At 37.2% G+C, this 19,866-nt stretch carries 17 protein-coding genes, 1 tRNA gene and 1 pseudogene; 16 read left to right on the top strand and 3 right to left on the bottom strand.

Annotated elements, in window-relative coordinates:
• The first annotated feature begins 502 nt into the window (after positions 1-502).
• The 15 genes and pseudogenes from C6H66_RS05975 to C6H66_RS05890 all read left to right on the top strand — a co-directional run bounded on the left by C6H66_RS05975 (position 503) and on the right by C6H66_RS05890 (position 16,298).
• Positions 503-694, top strand: a complete 192-nt coding sequence (locus C6H66_RS05975; protein ID WP_040153038.1) for a hypothetical protein — start codon at positions 503-505, stop codon at positions 692-694.
• 115 nt (positions 695-809) lie between these two features.
• Positions 810-1,220, top strand: a complete 411-nt coding sequence (locus C6H66_RS05970) for a gp16 family protein (protein ID WP_248000620.1) — start codon at positions 810-812, stop codon at positions 1,218-1,220.
• Positions 1,213-1,581 carry a Mor transcription activator family protein gene (locus C6H66_RS05965; protein ID WP_065389196.1) on the top strand — a complete coding sequence of 123 codons (369 nt, stop codon included), beginning with the start codon at positions 1,213-1,215 and terminating at the stop codon, positions 1,579-1,581. The genes C6H66_RS05970 and C6H66_RS05965 overlap by 8 nt, the downstream gene beginning before the upstream one ends.
• Before the next feature lie 768 nt (positions 1,582-2,349).
• Positions 2,350-2,988: a hypothetical protein gene (locus tag C6H66_RS05950; protein WP_046394953.1), complete on the top strand. Its 639-nt coding sequence runs from the start codon at positions 2,350-2,352 to the stop codon at positions 2,986-2,988.
• Positions 2,989-3,571: 583 nt separating this feature from the next.
• Positions 3,572-4,594, top strand: a complete 1,023-nt coding sequence (locus C6H66_RS26630; protein ID WP_248000616.1) for a hypothetical protein — start codon at positions 3,572-3,574, stop codon at positions 4,592-4,594.
• A 909-nt stretch (positions 4,595-5,503) separates the two neighbouring features.
• Positions 5,504-6,031 carry a GNAT family N-acetyltransferase gene (locus tag C6H66_RS05940; RefSeq protein ID WP_105395074.1) on the top strand — a complete coding sequence of 176 codons (528 nt, stop codon included), beginning with the start codon at positions 5,504-5,506 and terminating at the stop codon, positions 6,029-6,031.
• 407 nt (positions 6,032-6,438) lie between these two features.
• Positions 6,439-7,272 carry a gp53-like domain-containing protein gene (locus tag C6H66_RS26625; RefSeq protein ID WP_246593307.1) on the top strand — a complete coding sequence of 278 codons (834 nt, stop codon included), beginning with the start codon at positions 6,439-6,441 and terminating at the stop codon, positions 7,270-7,272.
• A 478-nt stretch (positions 7,273-7,750) separates the two neighbouring features.
• Positions 7,751-9,235: a pyocin knob domain-containing protein gene (locus C6H66_RS05930; protein WP_105395073.1), complete on the top strand. Its 1,485-nt coding sequence runs from the start codon at positions 7,751-7,753 to the stop codon at positions 9,233-9,235.
• Positions 9,236-9,523: 288 nt separating this feature from the next.
• Positions 9,524-10,939 (top strand): tail fiber assembly protein, encoded by a 1,416-nt coding sequence (locus C6H66_RS05925; protein WP_105395072.1) that lies wholly within the window; start codon positions 9,524-9,526, stop codon positions 10,937-10,939.
• Positions 10,940-11,743: 804 nt separating this feature from the next.
• A complete protein-coding gene (locus C6H66_RS05920) occupies positions 11,744-12,331 on the top strand; it encodes a gp53-like domain-containing protein (RefSeq protein ID WP_046394949.1) in 588 nt (195 codons plus the stop codon).
• A gap of 2 nt (positions 12,332-12,333) precedes the next feature.
• Positions 12,334-12,756: a tail fiber assembly protein gene (locus C6H66_RS05915; RefSeq protein ID WP_046394948.1), complete on the top strand. Its 423-nt coding sequence runs from the start codon at positions 12,334-12,336 to the stop codon at positions 12,754-12,756.
• A gap of 366 nt (positions 12,757-13,122) precedes the next feature.
• Positions 13,123-13,782: a DUF4431 domain-containing protein gene (locus C6H66_RS05910; protein WP_105395071.1), complete on the top strand. Its 660-nt coding sequence runs from the start codon at positions 13,123-13,125 to the stop codon at positions 13,780-13,782.
• 206 nt (positions 13,783-13,988) lie between these two features.
• Positions 13,989-14,285 (top strand): type II toxin-antitoxin system HicB family antitoxin, encoded by a 297-nt coding sequence (locus tag C6H66_RS05905; RefSeq protein WP_105395070.1) that lies wholly within the window; start codon positions 13,989-13,991, stop codon positions 14,283-14,285.
• Between the two features lie 504 nt (positions 14,286-14,789).
• Positions 14,790-15,446: pseudogene (locus tag C6H66_RS05895) on the top strand (tail fiber protein); the annotation flags it as partial.
• A gap of 228 nt (positions 15,447-15,674) precedes the next feature.
• Positions 15,675-16,298, top strand: coding sequence for a tail fiber assembly protein (locus C6H66_RS05890; protein WP_082301060.1), 624 nt, complete (start codon positions 15,675-15,677; stop codon positions 16,296-16,298).
• Positions 16,299-16,385: 87 nt separating this feature from the next.
• Here the strand turns inward: C6H66_RS05890 and C6H66_RS05885 are convergent.
• The 3 genes from C6H66_RS05885 to C6H66_RS05875 all read right to left on the bottom strand — a co-directional run bounded on the left by C6H66_RS05885 (position 16,386) and on the right by C6H66_RS05875 (position 18,536).
• Positions 16,386-16,462, bottom strand: a tRNA-Pro gene (locus tag C6H66_RS05885).
• A gap of 75 nt (positions 16,463-16,537) precedes the next feature.
• Complete coding sequence (gene yejM, locus C6H66_RS05880) at positions 16,538-18,277, bottom strand: LPS biosynthesis-modulating metalloenzyme YejM (RefSeq protein WP_105395069.1); 1,740 nt, start codon at positions 18,275-18,277, stop codon at positions 16,538-16,540.
• Positions 18,278-18,308: 31 nt separating this feature from the next.
• Complete coding sequence (locus C6H66_RS05875; RefSeq protein ID WP_011147091.1) at positions 18,309-18,536, bottom strand: YejL family protein; 228 nt, start codon at positions 18,534-18,536, stop codon at positions 18,309-18,311.
• A gap of 272 nt (positions 18,537-18,808) precedes the next feature.
• Here C6H66_RS05875 and yejK point away from each other — a divergent pair, with 272 nt between their 5' ends.
• Positions 18,809-19,813 carry a nucleoid-associated protein YejK gene (gene yejK, locus C6H66_RS05870; RefSeq protein WP_046394936.1) on the top strand — a complete coding sequence of 335 codons (1,005 nt, stop codon included), beginning with the start codon at positions 18,809-18,811 and terminating at the stop codon, positions 19,811-19,813.
• The last annotated feature ends 53 nt before the right edge of the window (positions 19,814-19,866 follow it).

Here is a 19,866-nt window from a genome sequence, read left to right as displayed (position 1 = left end):
ATTCACTGTCAGCCGAATCGATATCAACCCGCAAGGTTGCCCAATAATCATTGGGTGGTATGATGTTTATTGCCGCCTATATCAAGGAAGTAGATGGGCTGCTAGGGTATGGTCGTAAAAATAGAAACACATATTCGGATAATTTCTGGTTTTATTGGTTTCAAGTTGGTTGCAGCCAGAATGGAACATACCATAACCAAAGAAATGGAAGTCTTGGAAATATTAAGTCCGGCATTTGATTTTCGGTCCACGTTAAAAACAAGGTTTCCTTATTGAAGGAAAGAAACAAACATATTGGTATTAATAAACACATTTATTAAGTAACAGGTAATTAAACATGGCAAAAAGAAAAATTATGTTTAAAGCTGCAGCGGCTTCCTACACCCCATAATTCTGTAAATAAAGCTGTTGTAAAAGATATTAATGAAATATCAATTAATTCAGGTAAAGAAAATTTTTCAATTATCCTATTTGAACAGAAAATTAAGTAAGGAACATACTTATGAAAATAACATGTAATCACTGCAAACAACCTGTTGAAAAAATGAACTTAAAACAAGCCAAGGTTATTCAGACTCCTGAATTTGGTGAGTGGGTTGTTGATTTAATCTTGGTTTGTCCACATTGCAGTCAGCAATACGGTGTATCTGTGTCAACATGGGATTTACAGCCATTGGAGACCACACATGGATAAAACGCCTTATACCGAAAAGCCAAGTTCAGTAGTATCAAGTTAATACTGGCTATTCTGGTTTACTTAATTCAAGAGTACATAGCAGAGGATGAATAAGATGGCAAAATAGAAACTTATTCAGCTTATTCATATTGCACGTAGTGATCTAAAACTAGACGAGGATACATATCGCCAGATGTTACTTTCAGAAACCGGAAAAGCCTCTACGCGGGAAATGGATATCCCGCAGTTAACTCGCGTTTTGGAAGCTATGAAAAAGCGCGGTTTTAAAATTCAATCCTTTAGGAAATCCAAAAAATCACGTCCATTAGATAGACATCCCCAATCAAAGAAGATACGTGCATTGTGGCTGGAAATGGCATCTATAGGTATTGTTCGTAATAATTCTGAACAAGCCTTAGCTCACTGGATTAAGCGTAAAACGAATATTGATGGTTTACAGTGGTTAGATTCAGACCAAGCCAGCAGCATTATTGAAAAACTGAAGAAGTGGCAGAACCGCGTCACGAGGAAAAAGTATGAATGATGTGAATAACTTTCGTAGCAAAGGTCCTGAGTTGCTGGTCGAACTGGCACAGCATACAGCCTGCACGGTCAGTGAAATAATCCATGTTGAGCCTGCGTTAGCCGATCAAATTGGTGAAGCTGTTGCGAACCATATGATGCAGGTTTGGGGCGGTCAGAATGTCTATTTTCCTATGGGCATGGTTTGGAAAGTCAGCCTCCGTGATCGTGAGATTTTCAACGAATTTAACGGTAAAAATCATCATGATCTGGCTCGTAAGTTTGGTGTTTCTATTCAATGGATTTACAGCGTAGTGAAACGTATTCGAAAGGAGGAACTAGATCGCCTGCAAGGTAAGTTATTCGATAACGAGTCTGAATAGGCAGGTCAAACTAATTGAGCTTAGTAAAATCAGATGGCAGACTAAACATGATTCTCGTTCAGTCTGCCTTTCAAATACTGAAAAGGATTTACAATTGAATCTCCATAACTTCCCATTTAGTCCAAGTTTTTCCCATAATTATCTTTCAGTTTCTTTTCAAATATCTTATTTATGATCATACTGTGCCAGATTTATGAAAACGCTCAGCCATTTTCTGCATTTTGATGAGTCGATTATTATTCATTACATGTTACCTCGATTAGTAGACCAGATGAATAAGTTGCCTTCAAGATTCTTCTCATTGATATTAAGAAAGTTTTTGGCTAATAGACTATAAACTTTCAACAGCTTATTGGCAATTTCTTTAGTTAGTGAGTTGTCGTCTATGAAAGCTGCTAAATCATCGGTGGTAAAAATTTTCATTAAGAGTATTTATTTCCCCCTATGTTTACTTAGATTAAGTATATAAAAGCAAATTAATATTGAGGTGATTAATTTACTGGTTGTGATGAACTTTATCGAATAGATATTTCATAAAGCTTGATAATACATTAAATAAATTCCATGCAATGTATCTCACCATCTAATAATTTTAATTTATTTACAAACTGGTATTTATATCTAATATTGTCGGCGGAATAAATATAACGTCAATTTAAGTTTTGATATGTGAAACGAGTTCACGTAATCGATATCATATTCTGTTGAATATTTTATTAAGTTTCAAACAACACATGGTTATTTAATTTATAAATTAAGAGGTTTAATATGTCTATTGAAAATACCAACGCGGCTGAACACACAACTGGTAAGGATGCAGTTGTACTTGGACGTGCAGAAGCGCCGGCAGTGCATTCTATCGCGATTGGCGCTTCCCCCAGAAGTTCTAAAACGATCAGTGAAGCGGCTATTGCTATTGGGCAAAATCAAATTGCGGGTAAACAAGGTGATGCGAAAGTAGTTTGGCCCATTGCGATTGGTGCTGATTCTGTATCCAACGGTTTGGCTTCTATCGCTTTGGGACAAAAAGTGACTGCTAGTGCGGCTCAGGCCGTGGCGATTGGTCAACACTCCTCTGCAACAGAAAAAGGGAGCATTGCATTAGGTGCAGATTCTATTGCTAATAAACCGAATGTTGTTTCTGTAGGAAAAACCGGCCATGAACGTAAGATTATACATGTTGCGGCTGGGGAGATTTCAAATCACAGTACTGAGGCGGTTAATGGTCAGCAGTTATATGCTGAATCGGCAAGGATTGATATATTATTGGATGCAAAGAATAAGGAATTGGAAGAGAAGCTTCAATCTCTGGAAAGTGATATAGCTAATCTTACTTTGCTACTTCAAAATAGTGTGGATGATGTTGCATCATTGAAGAAACGACTTCTCGATGCATTGAATTATTAATATCCGTTGATTGTTATTTCATATATTCTTGGCTATTGGGCTGAGAATATATGATAAATGACTTAGTGGCAGGATTATTATTTGATAATGATTTGTAGAGTATATCTCAGTGAATAACAGAATAATTGTTTTGCTCGGTTTCAAACACTAACTGTATTTACTCGGGTAAATTATATAAATGGTTGTTTTGAGGGTAATGAAAATATATACAAATAACATAGTGTCGGTTTGCATTTGATAGGTCTATAAGTCATTATATTTAATAAAGCCATGTGATACATTAAATAAACCCATGAAATATATTTCATAACTAAATGGTTTTAATTTATTTACAAATTTAATTTTCTGTATAATATTCTATTTTAACGATAGTGGTGTTAATTTAGGTTCACGTAATAAATGGGAGGTATAATGATCTTTTAAAATCACGTTAAGTTTGTTTAATATTTCATAGTGACAAATTTGAAAAGAAATTATTATGTGTTATTTAGTTGTTTCTGATGAAAAATACTAAGTTATATCATTGGGTTTATTAATTCAATAATGAATTATAATAATTTAATTTCTGAATTAGGGGGTATATATGTCTACAGAGGATATGAATATAACTGCTCAAAAAATTGGTAAAGATTCCGTTGTTGTTGGGAATGCAGAAGCACCAGCAATATATGCTATAGCAATTGGTGCTTCACCACTAATTTCTAAATCAATTAGTGAGAGCGCTATTGCTATTGGGCAAAATCAACTGGCGGGTAGAGAAGAGAAAGAGAATAAGAATGATAAAGTCATATGGCCAATTGCGATTGGCGCTGATTCTGTATCCAGTGGTTCAGCTTCTATTGCTCTGGGGCAAAAGGTTGTTGCTAGTGGGATTCAGGCGGTAGCTATTAGTCAAAACTCCGCTTCAACAGGAAGTTCGAGTGTTGCAGTGGGAGCAGACTCTCAATCCAGCGGTTTGGCTGCTATTGCTCTGGGGAAAAAAGCTATTGCCAGGGGGAATCAGGCAGTAGCAATTAGTCAAAATTCCTCTGCAACAGGAAGTTCAAGCGTTGCATTAGGAGAAGGCTCTGCATCCAGCGGTTCGTCTTCTATTGCTCTGGGGCAAAAGGTTTCTGCCAGTGGGTCTCAGGCAATTGTGATTGGTCAAAACTCCTCTGTAACAGGAAGCAAGAGCATTATATTAGGATCAGACACTAAATCCAGCTCTTCGTCTTCTATTGCAGTGGGACAAAAGGTTAATATTAGTGCGTCTCAGGGAATTGCAATTGGTCAAAACGCTTCTGTAACAGCAAGTGGGGGTATTGCATTAGGCGCAAATTCTGTTGCCAGCAAATCGAATGTTGTTTCTGTAGGAAGACCGGGTAATCAACGCAAGATTGTGAATGTTGCTGCCGGGGATATTTCCAAAAACAGTACGGAGGCGGTGAATGGTCAGCAATTATATACTGAATTGACAAAAATGAAGGCATTGGATATGAAAAATAAGCAACTGGAAATGAATATTAAAAAGCTGGAGAGTACTATAAATAAGCTTACCCGTTCTATTACTGATCTTACTCTGCTGTGCCAGAAAAATTCAGATGAAGTTGCTTTGTTGAAGAAATGAATTCTTAACACATTGGATTATTAATAACAAATGGATTCGACTAAACTAAATAAGTGCATTTTCAGGAGGGGAAGTTAGTTGCTATTCCCTTAACCTTAGCATCTTTCCTTTTCCAAAGGAAAATGCACTGAAGTCCATCAATCATTAGCAGAAAGTTGAAACGAAATCAGAAAATAAAAGAATATTTCCCGAAAACAGACTCATCTTAAGATGTTTTCTTGCTAACATCTTATTAAGTAAGCAACAAAAATAACCCAGGAAATAGAAAAACGGATTAGCCGGTTAATTTAACAGGGGTTAAGCCCTGAACATAAAAGCCAGCTCAGAAACTGGCTGTTCACGTATCGGGTAAAAAAATAGACTTAAAGAAAGCGAGGTGTTGACAGGTAGACAACAACGCTATGAACACTTGAGATGAAAGATGTAACAGATTTCATGATGAACTCTCTTTATTGATAAAATGTGATTTGTTTCACGAAAATCTAAATTGTGGCTGTGATTTTAATCAGAAAAACTTCAGAGTCAAGCAGTTTTAAAAACTATTTTAAATATTAAAATAATTTTGCATCGGTGTTTTAGATGATAAAGTGAGCAAATCTTGCAAAGGAAGATACTGAGCGTAAGATTGCATATTAGTTGGCATAACCCGTCAGTCGTTACATGAGAAAGCAATGGGACATGATGTCTGAACAATCGTTATCGGTTTGGCACAAATCTAACGAGGAAAAACCGTACTGAAAGGGTTTATTGGTTTTCCATTTATTCTCATTCACCTATGTTGTGCGCTATAAACAATCTTGGATTTCCTCCAAAGATTAACCTCAAACTAAATATCAATATTTTCCCCATGCTTTAAGCAAAACATCTATGTTAAGCTCAATATTCAAGCTAAAAGTTAGGAGTTCTTAAGTGAAGAATATAGTGATTCGCCATGTTGAAGAAGGCGATTGTGAACAAATTCGTCAGTTATACGCTAACCCACAAGTTTACTATGGTACTTTACAATTACCTTATCCTTCTCTGGAGACATGGATAAAGCGTATTACAAATCTTTCGGCAGGATGTTTTTCTTTAGTTGCTTGTATTGATGGGGAAATTGTGGGTCAGGTTGGTATTGAAATATGCCAAAACTTGCGGCGTCGCCATGTTGCTACTTTTGGTATGGGAGTACATGCTGATTACCAGGGACAGGGTATTGGTAGTGAATTAATGGAGGTTATGCTAGATACGTGTGATAATTGGTTGAACATTGAACGCATAGAGTTGGAAGTATATACAGATAATGATGCTGCTATCGCATTATATAAAAAATTTGGATTCGAGATTGAAGGAACGGCTAAACGTTATGCTTTTCGTCATGGCCGATATGCTGATGCCTATTACATGAGTAGGATTTCAGATATTAATGGGAAATTCCAATCTACACTAGAGAGCTAATTTACTTTAGACGTAATTTGACATGGTAAATATAGGGATGAAATTAGATATATTTATTATATCAACTAATGACAAAAATGACGATTTAATTGGATTTTCAGAATGAGTAGATATTTAATTGCCAGCAAGAGTGCTGGCTTTTTATTTAATGTGATTAATGGATGGAATATACGGTTATCAGAGAAACCTCAAGAAATATATAAATAAATTCAAAATGGACAAGGGTGATTTTTAGATATTAAATTATTTACTAATGTCAATTATATAAAAATAGTTACCCCCTTTAGTTATAAGAACATTTCATTATACTTTTTCTAGACTATTATTGATGTGAATTGCGATAAATTACCTTTCAATAATTTAATGTGCTAATTATAAAATAATGTTATTTAACTCAAGGAGAATATATGAATCCAAAGAATGATTTTAAGGCTTTTTCTATTGATAATAATGCTAATGTCATAAGTCAGCAAGGATATGAAGAGAGTGTGGAATTACAAACTGGGTTTCCACCATATTCTATGGCGCCTCACATATTAAATAAGGTATTGCGTCAATCGTCAACCATATCGTCCGTTGTGGCTAATTTCATTGCGACACAATCGGGCGGTGATATTCTAGATGATGGAAATGTAGCTAAACTTACCGAGCAACTAAATAAAGCATTGAAACAAAAGATCACAACAGAAACCCCCAGTGCTTCATTAACTCAGGCAGGTGTTGTTCAGCTTACTGATGTCATTGGTAACAGTGATATATTGGCAGTGACCCAAAAGCTTGCTCAGGAAATAGTAAATTCATTACGTGAAGATATTAATACCAGAGTACCTAATAGCCGCAAGGTGAATGGAAGAATACTGTCGAATGATATTAGCCTCAATGCTGGGGATGTAGGGAGTTATACTAAATCTGAATCTGATGTTCGATATGGTAATAAAAATACAGCTTTAAAATCTGCAAATGGCTGGTGGAAATGTGGTGATACAGGAATAATCTATCAGTGGGGGGTTGTAACAGGGAGCGATAATTATTTGGTTAACTTTCCTATTAGCTTTCCTAGTGCATGTACAACTGTGGTTGCGACAACTGATGGTAGAAGAAAACCTTCGTCTCCGATCTGGGATCGTTGTTTTGTTGAAGTTGGTGATATTACTCGGGTATCTTTTACAGCAACAACTATTGGTGCGTTAGACACTGATTTCCGGTCGCGAGCGGTCCATTGGATGGCTATTGGATACTAAAAGTACATTATTCTTCTGAGGGGTGAATACTGTATAGGGAATAAAAATGGTTTATCAGAATAAGCCGATATTTCCACTACTAACAAAGGTATTTCCCTCATTTCTGATGTTAATTGGCTGAAACTATCAAAGTAAAAATAAAATCATATAGTCTTGACATATTACTGATAAAGCGCTGTCTAAATAGTCAGCGCTTTTAAAATATTGAAAAATTCAATCTGGGATATGAGATATAAAAATAAGTAATGACAAAGTGAAATATTTTAGATGTTGAATATGAGTGACCAGAATATATTTCTGATTGAAATTTGTTGGTTTTTTTCTTGCCTCTAATGATATAAAAATAATTATTCTTCTAAGTTAGAAGAACATTTTATTATTATTTTTATGAATTAAACTATGGCTGCCGTAAATTATGATGGCTTGCTTTAATAATAATTCAATATATAGATAACAATATTTAATCTAAGGGGTATATATGAGTGCTAAGAATGATTTTAAGGCTTTTTCTATTAGTAATGATGCTAATGTAGTGAGTCAAGAGAAATATGAGAAAGATCAGGGTTTGCAGGTTGGGTTTCCGCCAGATAATATTACTAGCAATCTGTTAAACAAAGTATTACGTCAATCGTCAACAATAGCATCTGTCGTGGCTAATTTTATTGCGACACAATCTGGCAGTGATATTCTGGATGATGGCGATGTAGCTAAACTTGCTGAACAATTAAATAAGGCATTAAAACAAAAAATCACAACAGAAGTTCCCAATGCTTCATTAACACAAAAAGGTGTTGTTCAGCTTACTAATGTATTAGGCGATAGTGACACATTAGCTGTTACACAAAAGCTTGCTCAGGAAATAGTAAATTCATTGCGTGAGAGTATTAATGCTAAGGTACCCAACACTCGAAAAATTAACGGGAAAGCATTGTCTGAAGATATCACCATTACTTCTCAGGATATTTTGGGCGGGCAGGCGATTAGTTTAGGTGATAAGGCGGATTTGAATAGCTACAAAACACCGGGAATTTATCATCAAGAGTATGATGCTCATGCCAAAAATGGCCTTAATTATCCTGAATTTCTCGCCGGTGCTCTTGTTGTATTGAAATCGGCTGGGACCGTTCAACGTTATTTTGTCTATAATAGTAGTCGAGTATATACACGTAGTCAGTTTCATGATAATCCGTGGACACCTTGGACTAGAGAATATAATACGTTGAATAAACCTAATGCTGAGGATATTGGCGCATATACAAAAATAGAATCTGATTCTCGATATATTGCGGGAATCCGTAAAGTGAATGGAAAATCTTTAGCTACGGATGTCACTATCACTTCTCAGGATATTTTGAATGGGCAGGCGATTAGTTTAGGTGATAATGTAAATTTGGATTACTGTAAAACACCGGGGATTTATTATCAGGATTATAATGCTCATGCTAAAAATGGCGTCAATTATCCTGAACCGCTTTCTGGTTCGCTGATTGTGTTGAAAGCCGCTGGAATCATTCAACGTTATTTTGTTTATAACAGCAGCAGGGTATATACACGTAGCCAATTCCATGATAATCCGTGGACACCTTGGGCCCAAGAATATAACACATTGAATAAACCGGCTGACAGGGTTATTAGCGGATATACAAAAGCAGAAGTAGATAACCTGGTTAATGCGAAAGGAAATAAAAATACCGCTTTGAAATCAGTGAATGGTTGGTGGAAATGTGGGGAAACCGGGGTGATTTATCAGTGGGGGATCGTGAACTGGGCAGCATATGATACACCGGTTAGTTTTCCTATCCAGTTTCCTAATGCTTGTGTAAATGTTTCGTTGACATTGGGTGATAAGTCTGATTTATCATCATCACATAATGTTGTTGCCAGACAATTGTCTGTGACAGGATTTAGTTATTGGGCATATGAGACTGAAAACTCTGCGTTTTGGTTTGCGGTAGGATATTAATATGTAATTTATAATGTAAAAATAAGTGTTTTTTATTTTTGCATTGCTTCTCAAAACTTGAACAGTTTAAACTGAGTGGCTATTAAAGTCTGAGTTTTGTATTTAACGAGGGTCAGGCTTTTTGATTTTGTTTTTTAATTTATACGAAAATAGTCAATATTCTGATTGATAATAATTTTTTGCTATTTTTATGAACTAGATTATTTTCGGTGTGCATTGCGATAGGTTTATTTTACAATAATTAACTGTGTTTTTTGTAAATAATATTATTCAATTTGAGGATTATATATGAGTGCCAAAAATGATTTTAAGGCTTTTTCTGTTAGTGATAATGCTAATGTAGTGAGCCAAGCGAAGTATGAAGAAAACCAGAGCTTGCAGACCGGATTTCCATCCGATAATATTCCTGCTAATCTATTAAATAAGGTATTGCGTCAATCATCAACCATATCATCTGTGATAGCTAATTTTATCGCGACCCAATCTGGCAATGATATTTTGGATGATGGTAATATAGCTAAACTTACCGATCAACTAAATAGGGCCTTAGAACAAAAAATTGCAACAGAAGTTCCAAATGCCTCATTAACACGAAAAGGAATTGTTCAGCTTACTGATGTCGTGGGTAATAGTGACACATTAGTTGTTACCCAAAAACTGGTTCAGGAAATAATCAATTCATTGCGTGAAAGTATTAATACCAGAATACCAAATACCCGAAAAGTTAATGGGAAAGTATTAACTGAGGATATTAATATTACTTCTCAGGATATCCTTGCTGGACAGGCGCATAGTTTAGGTGATAATGCGAATTTGGATAATTATAAAATACCGGGGATTTATCACCAAGAGTATAATGCTCATGCCAAAAATGGTAATAATTACCCTGAGCAGTTCGCGGGTTCGCTGGTTGTATTGAAAGCGGCCGGGGTTATTCAACGTTATTTTGTCTATAACAGCAGTCGGGTATATACACGTAGTCAATTTCATGAAAGCCCGTGGACGCCTTGGACGCGAGAATATAATACATTGAATAGACCTACTGCCGGAGAGGTTGGAGCATATGCAAAAGCAGAGTCTGATTCTCGATATATTACAGGGCTCCGCAAAATTAATGGAAAAGCTTTAGCTGCGGATATCAATATTACTTCTCAAGATATCTTCGCTGGGCAGTCGATTAATTTAGGTGATAATGCGGATTTAAATAGTTATAAAACACCAGGAATTTATTATCAAGAGTATAATGCTCATGCCAAAAATGGCGCGAACTACCCTGAGCCGTTCGCTGGGTCGCTTATTGTGTTAAAAGCGGCAGGGGTTATTCAGCGTTATTTTGTTTATAACAGTAGTCGGGTATATACGCGTAGCCAATTCCACGATAGTCCGTGGACGCCTTGGGCGCAAGAATATAACTCGTTGAATAAACCCTCTGACAAGGTTGTTGGGGAAAATACGGCAGTAGAATCTGATAATACGTATATTGCTACTAAAGAGGAATTGATACAGCAAGCAGAACATGAGAAGTCTCGGTTATTGATTAAAGCTAATAACCTTGTCGCTCCACTACAAGACTCTGTTGATTTAGGCATTGCCACCGAAGCAGAAAAAGCAGTTCTACTGGAATGGAAGAAATATAGGGTAATGTTGAGCAAAGCTGATATTTCATTGGCTCCTGATGTTGAGTGGCCGGAGCAGCCGAAATAATGATCTGAATAAACAGGTCATTCATACAATGGTTTTATTGATGTTTGTGAGTAAGATATTGAAATATTCAGACTAAAACTTGAAATGAAAAATCTGTAATAAGAAATTTTGGTCTAATAGGCGTGAATTTAAGTAAATCATCTATGTAACAATTTAATATATTAATTGTAAAATAATATCATTAAGTTTAAGGGGGAGATATGACCATAAAAAATGATTTTAAAGCTTTTTCTACTAGTAATAATGCTAATTATGAAGAGACATAGAAATTGGTTAATATGATACCGGTAATTTATTTGGGTGTGTAGGGTATAAGCTAGCACTTATTTATTGGTTAGTCTGATGCAGTAATTCTTTGATAAATGCCCTAAGAATATAGCCAGAATTTAAATATGGATTTTGGCTATATATGAATAATATGGGAAGTGATAAGGAAAAATCTCTGTTAACGGGCCTGAACAAATGGGATTTTTATTCAGGCCATTTTTTGTTGCTATAATTAAAATATTGTAAAATTATATTTTTGATTTAAAGATAAAATAATTTCAGGAAAAAATAAAGATATGAAAAATAATAATTTAGAATGTTGAGTATAATGATTTTAGGGATGTTTTTGATTGCAATATATCGGATTATTTATTGTTGGCAATTATATAAAAATAGTTACTCCTTTTAGTTATAAAAATATTTCATTATTGTTTTTCTAAACTAGACTATTATCGATATGAATTGTGAGAAATCATCTTTAGTGATAGTTCAATATGTTTATTATGAAATAATGTCATTTAATTTAAGGATATGTATATGAGTGCCAAAAATGATTTTAAAGCTTTTGCTATTAGTAATAGCGCTAATGTGTTGAGTCAACAAGGCTATGAAGTATATCCGGAGTTGTTAATTGGGTTTCCAGACAATCAGTATATTCCTAATCACGTATTAAATAAGATATTGCGTCAAACATCAACTATATCATCTGCTATAGCTGACTTTATTGCGACAGAATCTGGCACTGATGTTGTGGATGATGGCAATGTAACCAAAATCACCGCACAATTCAAAAGCGTATTAGAACAAAAAATTGCAAGATGTTGTAATCTTAATGTGAATACTGCAAATAAGGTTGTGAACGGTTGGTGGAAATGCGGCGATACTGGAATAATTATTCAGTGGGGTCTGGCAAGCGGCTCTGTGAATGTAAATGATTACAGAAATTTCCCGATCCAATTCCCTAATACTTGTTTCCAGATTGTTGCAACATATTCTAGTTTCAACAATTACGGGTTAGGAGTTGCTGCTTTACCTATTTCTGCAAGTCAGTTTATTGTAACATGCAGAGATTCTGTAGCATCTTCTACAAATAGTCCAGTAAGATATTTAGCGATAGGATATTAATTATGTATTTTTATAGCGCGAAGACAAATTCATTCTATCCTATAGAATTGGAACAAAATTATATTGCTTCTGGTTCATTGCCCGATGATATTATTGAGGTTAGTCTTGATATTTATCAAGAATACGCCGCGAATAATGCACCAGAAGGAAAATATCGTATAGCAGGTCAGAATGGTTTACCAGAATGGGCAGATATTCCTCCACCAACGAAGGAAGAATTGCAGCAATATGTTGAAAGCAAAAAGCAACAATTTATTTTGGAGGCTAGCCAGAAAATAGCACCATTACAAGATGCTGTTGATTTAGGGATTGCGAATAAAGAAGAGGAAGCGGCTCTATTGGTATGGAAGAAATATAGAGTAATGCTGAACAGGATTGATATTTCACAGGCTCCCGGTATTGAATGGCCGGAACAGCCAAAATAACGAGAATAGTCTGAGTAAGTAGACTATTCATACAATGATACCAGAAGTTGGATATTTTAAATCAAATTGTTATCAAAGTCTGAGTTCTGTATTTAACAGGACTCGGATTTTTTAATTTTAATATCGAATTAGCGGTGCTTGAAGAGCTTATCTAATTCCGTAGCGCGGGCGTAAATAGATGTGCTCGGATTATTCACAGTCGTGTAGAATTTGGCTGCTTATTTCCGGATAACTTCGAGGAAATCAAGAGTTGAAAACACAATTAATCTCCTGAGGAGGAAATGACGAATTAGCAAAAATTCAGGTTGTGATTTTAACTTTAATGTATTTAAAATAATGCTGAAAAATCACCAATAGGAGTAGTGTATGAGAACACTAATAGGTTTTTTGGCATTAATACTGTGTGGTGTGTCATTCCTATCATTCGGTGCGAGCTTTGATTGCGCAAAAGCCACCAGTAAGGCTGAAAAGTTAATTTGTTCGACCCCAGCATTATCCCAAGCTGATGACAACCTATATATTAATTACCTTCAGGCCAAACTGGCCACTAACAACGATGCGGACTTTAAAGCTTTGGTAAAACAGAATTGGGAACTTCGCGAAAAATGCGTGGCAGTTGAATGTCTTCAAGACTGGTATCACCGGTCATCGGAAATGTACAGAAAGATTGCCACAGATAAAGCAACAGAGAACTGTTATAAAGAAAGGCAAAATATTACTCTTGATGGCACATTATTAAGGATCACCTATCCCGGTCCACCAAATTACGAAAGTGTGGAAAACGGGGATAGCCCTGAAACTTATTGGGTGTTGCAACCGGATAAGGCGATAAAATGCGCTACAGGGGCCCCAGAATGGGGGGATCGTAGTCTGATGCAACTGGTGGTTGAGGATGAGTTTTATACCGTGTATCGAAGCCTTATTGGGCACCGCGTGAAAGTAACCGGAACCATTATGTACGCGGTTACTGGACATCACCATACACCGATAATGCTTGAAACCCAACGAATTGAAGCTGCTAAATAATTTGGAAGTAATTAACGCAGGTATTTTGCTGAGCAATATCTAAGATCTAAGGAATGGATCTTAGTCGATTTGGATGAAAAGAATTGGATTGGTTATTAAGATAAACTTCAACAAGGTTTGCTTGGTCAATACTAAACGTATTGCACTCATCTCTATACGGTCTGTATAGATCTAGCTACCCTGATGCATAGAAGAGGAGAAGAAAAATGAGATTACGTTGCATGGCTTATCGTCAAGATGGGGTGTATGTAGCTGCCTGTTTGGATCTTTCTTTGGCCGCTCAGGGTGACAATATAGATGAAGCAGTAAATAAACTCGAAGTCCAGATTGAAGATTATCTCAATGAGGTGAAATCAGAACCTCGGTACGCCAAACAAATGTTAAACCGAAAAGTGCCACTATCTATGTGGTTTAAATATTGGCGAATTGCCTTTCGAATTTTTATGAACAGAAAAGACTGTAGCATGGCTAAAGTTTTTAATGAGCGGTGCGAACCCGCTTGATGTAGGGCAGCGCTATATTTTTTAAGAAATTAACGCCATTGAAATACGCTGAAGTCATTAAAGGACTTACTGCATGCAAGGGCGTGATTAGTGCTGAACAAGTGCAGGCTGAAAACTCATCAGATTATGAGAATAACGAGTGTGTCTCTTATGAAGACGGAGTGTCATACGATATTCTTGAACACGGTAGATTAGGTATTAGGGTAAAGATTCAGTGTGAAGCGTTCGTTAAACAGAGAGAGTTGCAGGGAAAGATATAAGGAATAAAAGAAAAATAGTTTCCAGATATTGAATATAGATTTTTGGATATATTTTGAATATCAAAATGTTGAGCTATGTATTGCTGCCAATTATAAAAAATAGTTAACCTTATAAATTAATAAAAAAGCTGCATTATTTTTTTTCTGAACTAGACTTTTATTAGCGTGAGTTGTAGGGGGATTGTTTTTACAATAATTCAATATGTTGATTATTAAATAATATTATTTAATTTAAGGAAGGTTTATGAATCATAAGAATGATTTTAAAGCTTTTTCTATTAGTGATAATGCAAATATAGTCAGTCAAGAAAAATATGAGGCAAATCAGAGTTTGCAGACTGGGTTTTCACCAGATAATGTTCCCACACACTTGTTAAATAAGGTATTACGTCAAGCGTCAACGGTATCATCTGCCGTGGCTGATTTTATCGCGGCACGATCTGACAATGATGTTCTGGATGATGGAAACATAGTCAAACTCACCGCTCAATTAAATAAAGCATTAGAACAAAAAATTACAACAGATATTCCTGGCGCCTCATTAACACAAAAAGGTGTTGTTCAGCTTACAAATGTAATTGGCAATAGCGATACATTAGCGGTTACACAAAAGCTTGTTCAGGAAGTAATAAATTCATTACGCGAGTATACCCGCGCAGAGATAGATAATCGGATTAAAACAGCTAATGAAATTCCTGTCGGTTCTCCTATTCCGTGGCCGTTGCCCTATCCACCTATCGGCTATCTCACTTGTAATGGTGCATTCTTTAATAAATTACAGTATCCGAAGTTGGCGGAAGTTTATCCTGACGGTAGATTACCCGATTTAAGGGGAGAATTTATCCGGGGCTGGGATGATGGAAGAGGGGTAGATCCATCTCGTTCATTATTATCATGGCAAGAAGGGTCTTATTTGGTACAGGAAATTTATGCGCCTGGTGATAATATTCTTACCTTCTCACTCAATGATCGTGGAAAATTGAAGTGGGATGTTCCCGAAAGTAGCAATATTTCGACAAGAATTAAATGGATTGAAAAGACTCATCTCGGGGAAGCGAGTAAGGATTATATAGGAGTGTCAAGACCTCGTAATATTGCATTTAACTACGTCGTCAAGGCGGGAATAATAGTGACACAAGAATCTATCTTAGATTCAGAAATTGCCATATTAGGTGAAGACGGATTAGCGACTCAAGCCGGCTGGATAAAGGTTTATCATGTTAATCCTTATTCGAGAGAATTTGCTGGAACTAATTTTGAATATGTCGCAAAAGGTGTGGGTTTATCAGCGCGTTCTTACCCTGATGCGCCAGAGCTTCCTGATTCTGATAATATGGCTATTTGTCGCAGTGAAGACGGTAAGCGTTGGGAAATTGTCCCTGACCACCGAGGGAAAATCGTTTACAACAAACAAACCCATGCACAGCAAGAAGTTACTGAACTGGGTGAGCTGCCAGAAATTCTGACATTCAAGAAACCTGATACCGATTACGATCGATGGGATGGTAAAGAGTGGGTGGTTGATAAAGACCTTCTCAGATCCCATCAGATTACGGAAGCAAAGCAACAGCAAGCAGAACTGTTACAACAGGCAAATGAAACACTCTCATTGTTGCAAGACTCGGTTGATTTAGAAATTGCTACCGAAGCAGAAAAAGCCGCTTTGCAGGAGTGGAAAAGATACAGAGTATTACTCGCTCGTGTAGATATTTTACAAACGCCTGATATTGAGTGGCCGGAGATGCCCAAATGAATGAAGTTGGGTAAGAGGAGTTTTACACCAACTAAGCCACAGCCATAAAAAAACCAACCCTAACAGGTTGGTTTTTCTAGGGAAATTTGGTCGGCATGATAGGATTTGAACCTACGACCCCCGACACCCCATGACGGTGCGCTACCAAGCTGCGCTACATGCCGATAATTCCTATTATAGTACTGATTTTTTATCTAAAAGCAAGTGCTGAATTTTGTGACCGATTGATTTTTAAGCATTTAATTAGCTATAAAATGTTTAACCTCGGTTAGTATCTGTAACAATTGCGCCAGATTGGGTTTAGCATCTTTTATTTCGTTGCCTTCCAGGTCATATAGGTAATAGTCACCATTTTTATCCAGGAACAAGGTGTTTTCGCTGGTTGTAATGATTAGGGAACCATCATCACCGGTAATCACCCACGGATTGTCACGCTGTGCTGCAAATAGATCTTGGCCTTGAGAATAATCAGCAGGAGTATTGCTGACATGCAACAAACGTTGCATTAATGTTGTCATAATGTCCTGATGGCTTGTCAGTTTATTAATTGTCTGTGATGGTGTTCCGGGCCAATGAATCAGCAGTGGAACATGCATCTGAGCACGATTAAATCTGCCATTGTTTATCCATCTAGGTGGATGTGTAGCGGCGATTTCACTGTGTTCAGCGGTAATAACAATGACAGTATTGTTCAGTGCATTTTTGTTTTTTAGTGTCTCTAGTACGGTGTTAATTTGAACGTCCAGTGCCGCTCTATTACCTTGGTTGTCAGCTTTATCTAGCCCGTTCATCCTCAAGAAGGAGAACCACGGAGCATTATTATTGGGTAAATTTAGCCATTGCTGCCATTGTTCTACCGTGAATTGGTTGCTTTGATTGACCTCGGTGGGCAATGAATAATCCGAAAGTAATGCATGACGATAAAGCGGAGTATCAAACCCTACAGAAGAGAATAGGCCAAATTGATATCCCCGATGAGTCAGGGCATTAATCAGGGTTGATGATTTACGTCCAGCCAATATTCCATCCAGATAACCAGAAGAAATGCCATAAAACAACCCGAATAGGGCAGTATCATTTTGAATCCCAGTACTGAAATGTTGATTGAACTGAATGTTGGTTTCTCTGAAATGAGAGAGCACAGGCATATTCTCTGTAATATCTCTATTATCCAGTTTATCGACTACCAGTATTAATAGGTTGTATCCGCTTCCTTGATTCTGATAAGTCAGGTCATTAAGTGGATATTCCACTGTCAGCGCGGCAGGATCACCCTGTTGCATAAGGCGGCGCTGATATTCCTGTTGATCGAGTAGACCATGTTTTTCAAGAAATTTACGCGCTGTCATTGGATAGGAGAGCGGCAGGTTAGAACGTTGCATGGTAATCGGACGATAAAAATTAGCATCAGCCCAGATATATATCAAATGGGAAGCTAAAAAAGCCGAAATAAGGACGGCAGCCAGCGGTTTACCAAACCGTTGCCGATTCAGGCTGCGTAGTTTCTGCCAACTCCAGGTGCCAAATAACATCTGTATCAGAAAAATGACTGGAATACAGATGAACATGAGTTGCCATTCTCGCGCGAGTTCCCCTTGATCAGGATTGATCACTAAATCCCATACTAAAGGTGTGAGGTGAAGATGGAAGCGGTTGTATATGGCAATATCGAATATTAATAGTGTCAGCCCGGCCGTGGCGAAAATGGCTGAAAGAAACCTTAGCAGACGCTGTGACATGACAATAAATGTCAGTGGAAACAGGATCAGCAAATAAGCGGCAAAAACAATAAAACTAAAGTGCCCAAGCCAACTCGCCAGAGCATAGACTCGGCCGAACAGTGAGCTCGGCCAGTCAGAAACAAATAGGTAACGACTACCTAATCCAAGACTGAACAGAATATTAAATAGGGCAAACCAATGCCCCCAGCTAATCATTTGGGAAACTTTTTCACGATAACGCTGACGGCTAGTTACCATATTTTGTTTACATTGTCGTCTTAGTTAAAAATTAATGGGCTTTATCTTCGTTTACCGAAGATTTAAGCGCGTGTGCAAACGAGTCAGCAATATGTCTGCGCTGTGCAGGAGATATACTCGTATTGATTAAGTTTGTCACCATATTGCCCAGTACCATTAGAGAAAGGTCTGTTGGCGTACGGTTTCTTTCCAGAACACTAACGAGTTCTGTTAATAAGCGTTCAACGTGTTCGTCACTGTAACGAGATGACTGTGGCATAGATTTAAACTTCCTGAACTAACAAAGCGTATTATCTTACCGTATAGATGCGTGATTTTCCGCTCTTTTGTGGCAAATTAATTCACGGATAAGATTATGTTGCAGTAATAACCTATTTTTAGCAATTTTTTGATATCTGTCAGTAAATTATAGTTGATGGCAGATGACGAAACGTTGTTTCCTTTCGGGGTTTTTTATTGCAGTCGTTTGTTATCGGTGTTTGAATGCGTGTTTAAAAACGCATGAAGTCAGCCGCGAAAGGAGTAGAAAGAATGAGTCTGCAAATAGACCAGATTGCCTTGCATCAATTAATCAAGCGTGATGAACAGACATTAGATGTCGTGTTGCGTGATTCTTTACTCGCCACCGATCAAGTGGTGGAAGATATGATGGCTGAATTACACCGGGTATACAGCGCAAAAAGTAAAGCTTACGGCTTATTTAATGAAGAGAGTGAATTGGCAGAAGCGCTCAGGCATCAGCGTAAAGGTGATGAAGATTTTCTTGGGTTTAGTCGTGCGGCAACAGCACGTCTGAGGGATGAACTGGCGAAATATCCGTTTGCTGAGGGAGGAACGGTCCTGTTTTGTCAGTATCGCTATCTGGCGGTAGAGTATTTATTGATTGCTGTGCTTAATAGCTGTAACAGTATGTCTGTTAACGATAATCTGGATTTAAATACTACGCATTATCTGGATATTCCTCACGCAGATATTGTTGCTCGTATAGATTTGACGGAGTGGGAAACTAATCCTGAATCAAGTCGTTATTTAACATTCCTGAAAGGCCGGGTAGGGCGTAAAGTTTCAGATTTCTTTATGGATTTTCTTGCCGCCAGTGAAGGTATGAATGCTAAGGTTCAGAATAAAGGCTTGTTACAAGCAGTTGATGATTATTGTGAATCAGGTCAGCTTGATAAGAATGAGCGTCAGGCGTATCGCCAGCAAGTATACAGCTATTGTAATGAACAATTGCAGGCGGGAGAGGAAATCGAAATTAAAGAGTTGTCTCAGGCATTACCTGCGTTTGGAGAACAGAATTTTCAGCAGTTTTCTCAGGAGCAGGGATATGAATTGGAAGAGAGTTTTCCGGCAGATCGCAGTACGTTGCGTCAGCTAACTAAATTTGCCGGCAGTGGTGGCGGGTTAACAATCAATTTTGATGCGATGTTATTTGGTGAAAGAATTTTTTGGGACCCGGCAACGGATACTTTAACCATTAAAGGTACGCCGCCAAATTTACGTGACCAGTTACAGCGCCGTAGTGGTGGTCATTAAGAGTGGTGGTCATTGAGGCCAAAAAATAAATAACGCCGCATTTGCGGCGTTAT

This window comes from Photorhabdus hindustanensis (assembly GCF_002968995.1).
GTDB lineage: Bacteria > Pseudomonadota > Gammaproteobacteria > Enterobacterales > Enterobacteriaceae > Photorhabdus > Photorhabdus akhurstii.
This window is presented reverse-complemented; position numbering and strand designations above follow the sequence as displayed.